This is a genomic window from Cupriavidus sp. KB_39 (assembly GCF_052114485.1).
Taxonomy (GTDB): Bacteria; Pseudomonadota; Gammaproteobacteria; order Burkholderiales; family Burkholderiaceae; genus Cupriavidus.
This window is the reverse complement of sequence record NZ_JBFREV010000070.1, coordinates 1-8,992: the sequence shown is the minus strand read 5'-3', so window position 1 is coordinate 8,992 and position 8,992 is coordinate 1. Positions and strand designations below refer to the sequence as shown.

Annotated in this window: 9 protein-coding genes; 6 read left to right on the top strand and 3 right to left on the bottom strand. The window is 64.3% G+C overall.

Features of this window, described 5'->3' with window-relative positions:
* Positions 1-657: hydrolase (locus tag AB4Z27_RS27880; RefSeq protein WP_441645814.1), on the top strand; the 657-nt coding region annotated here is incomplete at its 5' end.
* A gap of 117 nt (positions 658-774) precedes the next feature.
* Entirely contained in the window at positions 775-2,334 is a 1,560-nt protein-coding gene (locus AB4Z27_RS27875; protein ID WP_441645813.1) for a M20/M25/M40 family metallo-hydrolase, read from the top strand.
* A 24-nt stretch (positions 2,335-2,358) separates the two neighbouring features.
* On the opposite strand, the gene AB4Z27_RS27870 is transcribed toward AB4Z27_RS27875, so the two are convergent.
* A complete protein-coding gene (locus AB4Z27_RS27870; protein WP_092294381.1) occupies positions 2,359-3,072 on the bottom strand; it encodes a GntR family transcriptional regulator in 714 nt (237 codons plus the stop codon).
* Positions 3,073-3,209: 137 nt separating this feature from the next.
* On the opposite strand from AB4Z27_RS27870, the gene AB4Z27_RS27865 reads away from it, so the two are divergent.
* The 4 genes from AB4Z27_RS27865 to AB4Z27_RS27850 all read left to right on the top strand — a co-directional run bounded on the left by AB4Z27_RS27865 (position 3,210) and on the right by AB4Z27_RS27850 (position 7,694).
* A complete protein-coding gene (locus tag AB4Z27_RS27865; RefSeq protein ID WP_441645812.1) occupies positions 3,210-3,971 on the top strand; it encodes an alpha/beta fold hydrolase in 762 nt (253 codons plus the stop codon).
* Positions 3,968-5,239: an iron-containing alcohol dehydrogenase gene (locus AB4Z27_RS27860; protein WP_441645811.1), complete on the top strand. Its 1,272-nt coding sequence runs from the start codon at positions 3,968-3,970 to the stop codon at positions 5,237-5,239. Before AB4Z27_RS27865 ends, AB4Z27_RS27860 begins: the two co-directional genes overlap by 4 nt.
* Before the next feature lie 139 nt (positions 5,240-5,378).
* The gene (locus AB4Z27_RS27855) at positions 5,379-6,758 is read left to right on the top strand and encodes an MFS transporter (RefSeq protein WP_092293948.1); all 1,380 of its coding nucleotides are present in this window, start codon (positions 5,379-5,381) and stop codon (positions 6,756-6,758) included.
* A 129-nt stretch (positions 6,759-6,887) separates the two neighbouring features.
* Entirely contained in the window at positions 6,888-7,694 is an 807-nt protein-coding gene (locus AB4Z27_RS27850; RefSeq protein WP_441591254.1) for a fatty acid hydroxylase family protein, read from the top strand.
* Positions 7,695-7,715: 21 nt separating this feature from the next.
* Here AB4Z27_RS27850 and AB4Z27_RS27845 read toward each other — a convergent pair whose 3' ends face one another.
* Complete coding sequence (locus tag AB4Z27_RS27845) at positions 7,716-8,252, bottom strand: dihydrofolate reductase family protein (protein ID WP_441645810.1); 537 nt, start codon at positions 8,250-8,252, stop codon at positions 7,716-7,718.
* Positions 8,253-8,329: 77 nt separating this feature from the next.
* Positions 8,330-8,671, bottom strand: coding sequence for a YciI family protein (locus AB4Z27_RS27840; RefSeq protein WP_092293942.1), 342 nt, complete (start codon positions 8,669-8,671; stop codon positions 8,330-8,332).
* Positions 8,672-8,992 lie beyond the last annotated feature (321 nt).

Genomic DNA, 8,992 nt, shown 5'->3' with positions numbered 1-8,992 from the left:
AGCCAGCTGATCATCATCGACCACCAGCCGCAGATGGCCTTCGGTGTGCAGTCGATGGACCGCCAGACCATGAAGAACAATGTGGTGGGCCTGGCCAAGGCGGCCAAGATTTTCGATGTGCCGACGACGATCACCACGGTGGAGTCCGASTCGTTCTCCGGTTACACCTACCCCGAAATCCTCGAYGTCTTCCCGGGCCAGCAGACGCTGGARCGCACCTCGATGAACTCGTGGGATGACCAGAAGGTGCGCGACGCGCTGGCCGCCAACGGCCGCAAGAAGATCGTCGTGGCCGGCCTGTGGACCGAGGTCTGCAACACGACCTTYGCCCTGAGCGCGATGCTGGAAGGTGACTACGAGATCTACATGGTGGCCGACGCCTCGGGCGGCACGACCAAGGAAGCGCACGACTACGCCATGCAGCGCATGATCCAGGCCGGCGTGGTGCCGGTGACGTGGCAACAGGTGCTGCTGGAGTGGCAGCGTGACTGGAAGAACAAGGAAACGTACGACGCCGTGACCGGCCTGGCCAAGCAACACTCGGGCGCCTACGGCATGGGCATCGACTACGCCTACACGATGGTCCACAAGGCYGCGCAGCGCACGCAGACSCCGCACGCGTCGATCGCGCCGGTGCATGCGCCGGTCATCGAGTAACACCACCCGGGAACGGTTCACGAAGGCGGGGCGACCGGCGCGATGCAGGCGTAGAATCCAAGCCAAGCGGCACGGTACCCCCCTGACACGCTCCTCAAAAAAATCCAAAAGGACAAGATGAGAAACGCCTTCGCCCCCTGCCTGACCCTCCGCCTCACTCTCTGCGCGGCTGCCATCAGCCTGTCCAGCCTGTCCAATCTCACAGCACACGCGGCMACCCTGGCACCCGAAGCCGCGCAGCAGCAGGCGCAGGCGAGCTACCGCGAGTATCTGGATCTGCTGAACATCCCCAATGATTCGGTGGCGCCCGAAGATATCCGGCGCAACGTGGCGTGGCTCGAGCAGGCATTCCGCAAGCGTGGCTTTACGACCCAGCCGCTGGACAATGACGGCAAGCCGATGTTGTTCRCGGAGTATCCGGGCAAGCAGGCGTCGCGCAAGACCGTCCTGTTCTATATGCACCTGGACGGCCAGCCGGTCATCCCTTCCCAATGGGCCCAGAAGAGTCCGTGGAATCCTGTGCTGAAGAAGAAGGGCGCCAATGGCGATTGGGAGGAGATCGACGTCGCCAACCTGTTCTCGGGGGCGGTGGACCCGGAGTGGCGGGTCTTCGGTCGRTCCTCGTCCGACGACAAGGGGCCGATCATGATGCTGCTGGCGGCCATCGATGCGATGAAGGCGGCCGGCACGCAGCCCGCTGTCAATATCAAGGTGATCCTGGACAGCGAAGAGGAGAAGGGTTCGCCCTCCATCGGCAAGGTGATGCAGGCCCATCGCGACCTGCTGGCCTGCGACGGCATGATCATCCACGACGGGCCCATGCACGCTACCAATCGCCCCACACTGATCTTCGGCAACCGCGGGGCAGCGAAGGCGAAGATCACCGTGTTCGGTCCGAAGGCGCCATTGCACAGCGGTCACTACGGCAACTACGCGCCGAACCCGGCGCTTCGGCTCGCGAGCCTGCTGGGTTCGATGAAGGACGAGAGCGGTCGCGTCACCATTCCGGGCTATTACGCCAAGGTCCGTCTCGGCGATGCCGAGCGCAAGATCATGGCTGCCGTGCCTGACGACGAGAAGGCGCTGAAGACCCGTATTGGCATCGCCCAAGCGGAGAAAGTYGGTGCCAATTATCAGGAGGCGCTGCAATACCCGTCGCTGAACGTGCGCGGCATGGCCGCCGCCGCGGTCGGTGACAAGGTCGCCAATATCGTGCCGGACAAGGCCGAGGCCGAACTGGATCTGCGTACCACGCCGGACTCCGATGCCGCGTACCTCGGCAAGCTGATCGAGCAGTACATCGTCAAGCAGGGCTACCACCTTGTGAAGGGCTCGCCGACCGACGAGGAACGCGCGCGCTACGACAAGCTGGCGAGCTTCTCCTACCAGAGCGAAGGGGCGGATGCGGCGGGCTCGCCGATGGACTCTCCGGTCGCGAAATGGGCGTACCAGGGCATCACCGGCACCTTCGGCACGAGCCCGGAGCCCGTCCGCATCCGCATGATGGGTGGCACCGTGCCGACGGCGGAAATCGTGAATGTACTGAAAGTGCCGTTCGTGATCGTCCCGCTCGTCAACGCCGATAACAACCAGCATGCCGCGAACGAGAATCTTCGTCTCGGGAATTATGTCAACGGCGTGCGGACGCTCTACGGGCTGATGACGGCACCGTTCTGAGTCAGGCTTTCGCTACGGGGGGCGCTATCGATGGTCCCCCAGCACCGTCGCGCGCGTAAATTCCTCGATGTTGTCCAGCAGCGCATCGAGCGCCTCGCCGGCGCCATCGACATCGCCGCGCGCAATCGCCGAGGCCACGGTGGCGTGCAGCTTCGACATCGTTGGCAGGTCCGCCGCCTCCTTGTAGTGGAGATACCAGAAGCGGCGCGACAAACCGTGCATCAGCCGCATCGACCCTTCGGCAAACTCGTTACGGGCGGCAACCAGACATAGTTCGTTGAACTCCCGGTCCGCGCGCACAAAGGCGACGTCGTCGCCRCTACGGGTTGACTGCTCGAATTCYTTCGCCAGGCGCTTGAAGTGATCGCGCTGCTCGGCCGTGGCGCGGCGTGCGGCGCAGCGGCAGATCAGTCGTTCCACTTCGCGGCGCGCCTCCAACAGGCGAAGCTGCTTGGCCACGTCCATTGGCGCGATCAGCAGGCCGCGCTGCGGCAGCACCATGATCAGGTGTTCGCGCGCCAGGCGCTGGATCGCCTCCCGGATCGGCGTGCGGCCGATTCCCGTCATCTCGCTGAGCTGCAACTCCGACACCGAGCTGCCCGGCGCCAGCTTCATCGTCACGATCGCTTCTTCCACCTGCTCGTACGCCATGTCGGTCAGCTTGCCGCGCTGGCCTGGGGTCTCTTCAGGCTCTTGTACTGGCGCGGAACGGGCGCGCGTGGCGGGTTTTGAGGTCATGGCCGAGGTCAGGATGCACGGAAAACCCATTGTATATGAGTCGTACGCATCTTCTGTACACGGTGGATTTCGCCCTTGCTTCCCGTCGGCTTTCTGCTACTATCCTACTAATATATKAGATGTGTACCGGAGGCGGCATGGCGAACGAGGATGTCGTTGTCGTGGGGAAGGGGCCGATTACCGTGGTCGCCGTACATGGTATTCAGGGCACGCGGGGCGCCTGGCTGTCGCTGGCACACCAGTTGGCCGATCAGTGCACGTTCATCCTGCCGAACCTGCCCGGGCGAGGGCGGGCAAGTTCGCCCATCAGCGAGCGCGACTGCTCGCTGGACGCCTACGCCCGCGTGTTGAGCCGGGCGATTGACACCCATGTCGACGGGCCGTTCGTGCTGGCTGGATGGAGCATGGGGGTCTCGGTGGCGCTGGCGTATCTGGCACAGGCGCGCACGATGACCGCCTGGCCGTTGCCCACCGAACTGCTGCTGGTCTCGGGCACGCCGCACCTCGACGCAGTGGCGTGGTTCACCCCATCGTCACCGGATGCGCTGCTGGCAGCCATCGCGGCACGCGAGCAACGGCTCGGGCTGCGCGAGGCAGCCGACCATCGCACCGTGGCGTGGACCTGGAACGCCATCCGGCGGACGGATCAGCGTGGCGAGTTGGCCCACATCGCGTGCCCGGCGCTTGTYATCCATGGCAGCGAGGACGCCGACTGCCCGCTCAGTCACGGCGCGATGCTGGCCGACGGGATCCCACGCGCCGAGTTGCWCGTCCTGCAGGGCGCCGGCCACAGCGTGCTGACCGAGCGGACCGACGCCATCGCCGCGTATCTGCGCCAGCAATGGCCCATGCCGCCGGCAGCGCAGGGACACAGAACATACCCACAGGAGACAGCATGAGAGTGGAGGACCTGATCTATTTCTGCGCACCAGCGCGCCTGATCATGGGCGCCGGCAGCCGTGCGCAGTTGCCGGCGCTGCTGCAGCGGCTCGGCTATCGCMGTGGCCTGCTGGTCACGGATACGTTCTTCACCTCTGCCATGCCATGGGTCGATGAACTCGTCGCTGCCGCACGCGCGCACGGCGTGGAACTGCTGGTCTATGACGGCGGGCTGCCGGATCCCACGACCACGCTCTGCGACACCGCTACGGCAGCCCTCCGCGCGCAGCTCGACGGCGTGCCTGTCGATCACGTCATCGCCATCGGCGGCGGCAGCAATATCGATCTGGCCAAGGCGCTGTGCCTGACGCTCCCCGCCGGCAACCCGGTGCGGGATTTCATTGGCAYGATCGACAGCGCCACCCCCATCCTGCCGATGATTGCGCTGCCCACCACCGCCGGAACGGGCTCCGAGGCCACGCCCGGGGCGATCCTCGTCGATCCGGAGAACGCCACCAAAGTTGCCGTCATGGACAACCGGCTGAGGCCCGCCGTGGCATTGATCGATCCCGAGTTCACCTACACCTGCCCGCCGCGCGTCACGGCCGATGCGGGCATCGATGCGCTGACGCACGCGGTCGAGTCATACCTGACGCTCGACTCCGCCCGTTTCGACCGGGGCGGGGACGCTGACCCCGGCTACAGCGGCCGCAATGCCCTGACGATGTTGTTCGCGCATGAATCGATCCGGCTGTGCAGCCGGTATCTGTTGCGCAGCTACCAGCGCGGCGACGACACCGAAGCGCGCATCGGCATGAGCCAAGCGAGCCTCTATGCCGCGTTGTCATATGGCAGTGCCGGCCTGAACGCGGTGCATGGCATTGCCTATGCCGTCGCCGGGCTGACGCATCGCTCGCACGGCACGACCAATGCAGTGATGCTGCCTTACGTGCTCGACGCCCTGCGCGACGTGCGCAGTGACGAGATGCTTGCCGTGGCCCGCCTGTTTGGGATCGAAGACACCGACCCCGATTCGGCCGTGGCGCGCCTCCCCGTCCTGGTGCGCGATCTGGTCCGTGATCTGGGCATCCCCACAACCCTGCAGCAGTGCGGCATCGCGCAAGACGACCTGGCGGCGCTGGTGAAGGACGCCCTTGGCGTGACGCGCCTCGCCAAGGCGTTTCCCGTGCCGGACGTGCCGGCGCGCTATGCCGCCATCGTCCAGCATGCCTGGCACGGCGATCTCTCCGCCGAAGCCCCGCACATGGCACCGCGCCGCGCGGCATAGCACGACATTTCCGATGGACCGAACGCTGCCGCTTCGCACGGCATGCCGTAAACCATAACTTGAACATCAGCGATGTCCAACTAATATATTACGAAAGCGCGCCGGCAAAGAGCGCGATTCACCTACACAGGAGACAACCATGGATATGTCAGCAGGCGCCCTCAGGCTGGAGGCCGGCGTAGCGGCGCGGCTGGAACGATTGCCAATGACGGGCTACCAGCGCTCGTTGTTCGGCATCATCGCCACCGCGTGGTTTTTCGATTCGATGGACCTCGGCCTCATGACGTTCGTGCTCGGTTCGATCAAGGCCGAGTTCGGCCTGACCGCCGCGCAGGCCGGCATGCTCGCCAGCTCAAGCTTCCTGGGCATGTTCCTGGGCGCGGCCATCGCCGGCCTGCTGGCGGATCGCTTCGGCCGCAAGCCCGTGTTCCAGGTCAGCATGATCTTCTGGGGCGTGGGCAGCCTGATGTGCGGGCTGGCGGACAACGTGACGACGTTGATGCTCTACCGCGTCCTGCTTGGCTTCGGCATGGGCATGGAGTTCCCGATCGGCCTGTCGATGGTGTCCGAAATCGTGCCGGCCAAGAGCCGGGGCAAGTACGTTGCCATCCTGGAAGGGTTCTGGCCGATCGGCTTCATCGCCGCCGGCGCGATGACGTACTTCCTGCTGCCGATGATCGGCTGGCGCGGGATCTTCATCGCACTGGCCGTGCCGGCCGTATTTGTATTCGTGGTGCGTCGGATGGTGCCCGAATCGCCGCGCTGGCTCGAAGATGTGGGCCGCAAGCGCGAAGCCGACGCCGTGATGGCAGGCATCGAACAGCGTGTGGAACGTGCCTGGGGCCGCGCCCTGCCGCCGGTCGCGGCGACCTACCGGAGCCCGCAGCCGACAAACCGGAAGGCGCGCTTCATGGAACTCTGGTCAGGCCCCTACGCGCGCCGCACGATCATGCTCTGGTCGGTCTGGTTCTTCGCGCTGCTCGGCTATTACGGGCTGACCACCTGGCTCGGGGCGYTGCTCCAGCAGGCYGGCTATGCGGTGACGAAGTCCGTGCTCTACACGGTCTACATCTCGCTGGCGGGCATTCCCGGGTTCATGTTCTCGGCATGGCTGCTCGAGAAATGGGGCCGCAAGCCAACCTGCGCGCTGATGCTGCTCGGCAGCGCCGTCGCCGCGTATGCCTATGGCCAGGCGGCGGTGCACAAGGTGCCGGTGGAGCAGCTCATTGCCGCCGGGCTGTGCATGCAGTTCTTCCTGTTCGGCATGTGGTCAGTGCTCTACGCCTACACCCCGGAACTCTATCCCACGCGCTCTCGCGCCACCGGCTCGGGCTTCGCCTCGTCGATCGGCCGAATCGGTTCGCTGGCGGGCCCCTATCTGGTTGGCGTGCTGCTGCCGGTGACCGGGCAGGGCGGGGTGTTCACGCTGGGAGCGCTGTCCTTCGCCGTGGCAGCCGCGATGGTGCTGATGCTGGGCGTCGAAACACGCGGCAGGGCACTGGAGGAAGTCTCTCAATAACGATTTCGCCGCGCGGCCCGCGAGCCGCGCCCTGACAGCGCCCCTGTGCGACAGGGGCATTTTTTGGATCGCCGCCTTTTTATATCCAACTGATATGTTAGTGCGGCGGACTTTACCGGAGATGCAATCATGATGACTGAACGCCAACGCCAGTTCAGGGAGCAGTACAAGGCCGACATCAGCCCGCTTTACAACGGGTTGCTGCACATCACCGTGATCTACGGCGTGGGCATCGCCGCGCTGTACTGGGCCATCCAGCACCTGCACGGCGTCACATGGGAATGGACTTTGATCCTGCCGGTGTTCCTGGCCGGGAATTTCGTCGAATGGTTCATGCACCGCTACGTCATGCACCGCCGGATCGACGTGTTCGCGCTGCGCGCCATCTACGAGCGCCACACGCGTCAGCATCACCAGTACTTCACCGACCAGGAAGCCACGATCGATACCACGCGCGAGTTCCGCATCGTGTTCTTCCCGTGGCGCGTACTGGCGACGCTCGGCGTGGGTGGCGGCGGGCTGGGCTATCTGGCGTCCCTGATCTTCAACGCCAACGCCGGCTACTTCGTCTTCATCACGATGGTGGCGCAGTACCTGATCTACGAGACGTTCCACTACTGCTGCCATGTGCATGACAACTGGTTCGTGCGCAACATGCCGTTCGTCAACACCATCCGGCGCCACCATACCGCCCATCACAACATGGGCATCATGATGAAGTACAACATGAACCTGACGTTCCCGATCGCGGACTACATCATGGGCACCTCGGACCTGCGCCGCGGCCTGATCGGGCACCTGTTCAACGGCTACAGCGAGGCGCACGTCAAGGAAGAACTGAAGCCGGTCATCCAGAAATTCCGCACAGACCATTCGCGGGTGACGCTCGACGGCCCGCTGCTGGACGACGAGGAGCGCCGCGCGATGGCGGCTTGACTGCCGGGCCGCTCCCGGTAATCAGCGCAATACGCGATAGGTCGACTGCACCAGGCCGGATGGAAAGTGCCGGCTTGACTCGAGCGCCAGACTTACGTCTTGCGGCAGGGCGCCGAACAACGGTATGCCGGTCCCGATCAGCACCGGGACCGTAGTCACCACCATGTCAGCGATCAAACTGTCGCGCAGGAACGACTGGACCACCTGGCCGCCGTCGACATAGACGCGGCGCACGCCTTCGCTCGCGAGTTGCGCCATCGCGTCCGAGGGCGTGCAGTTCGAGAAGCGCACCTTCCCCTGCAACGCTTCCGGCACCGGCGTGCCGGCCAACTGACGGGATAGCACCAGCACCGGTCTGTCGTAAGCCCATTCCCCCATGGTGAGGACCTTTTCATAGCTCCCCCGGCCCATCACGATCGCATCCTTGTCGGCGATGAAGCTCGCGTAGCCATGGTCTTCCGWGGGGTCGTCCCGCTCCAGAAGCCAACCGATATCGCCATCGGGACGGGCGATAAAGCCATCAAGGCTGGTGGCAATAAAGACGTGTCCTGTAATCATCAATCACTCTAYTGTTYTATCARGAATCGATGGAGGTTGACTGCCCTGGCGAWCCCCGTGGGTACGGGCCTTGCCCGTCAGCTCTCCGGGTCATACCCAAACTCGCGGAGTTCCTGCGAGCAGCGGCAAGCTTTGGCGATCTTAGCGGCCCACTGGATGGCGGCTTCGCGCGATGGAAGCTCCAGGACACAGAAGCCGCCGTCGAACTCCTCTGTCTGGGGATAGGTCTCGTTTGTGACCGCGCCGTCTGAAGCGACCATGAGTGGTGCGACATTATCGTTGATACCACCACCGAACACGTACACGCCTGCGGCCTTCGCCTCGCGTATGACCTCGCGCGCAGCTTCGCCCACGGCGGCCAAATCCTCGGCGGGGACTGCCATCGCCCTTGCAGGAAAGGAGATCAGGTATTTCGCCATTGTTCGGTCCCTCGTTTGACGATGTACGGCAGAGTATGCACCTCTTGCCTGCGCCGTTACTCACGATATACGACTGTCTTTGCCMTTGAACGATGGAATGCAAAAGCACAGCCACCGTTTGCGCACGGGGTCCGGATGGCGTGACGGTGGCGTTTCTCCAGCCGCCCCGGAAACCGCCGACGATCCGACGAAACGTTGAACGGCCGCGCCTCCGCTTCAATCCGCCGGCAGTTCGCGACGGGCGCGGCGGGAATAGTAGGCGAACGTCGCTTCGAACCGCTTCTGGGTACTCACCCAGCGTTGCGCTTCACGACCCAGTTC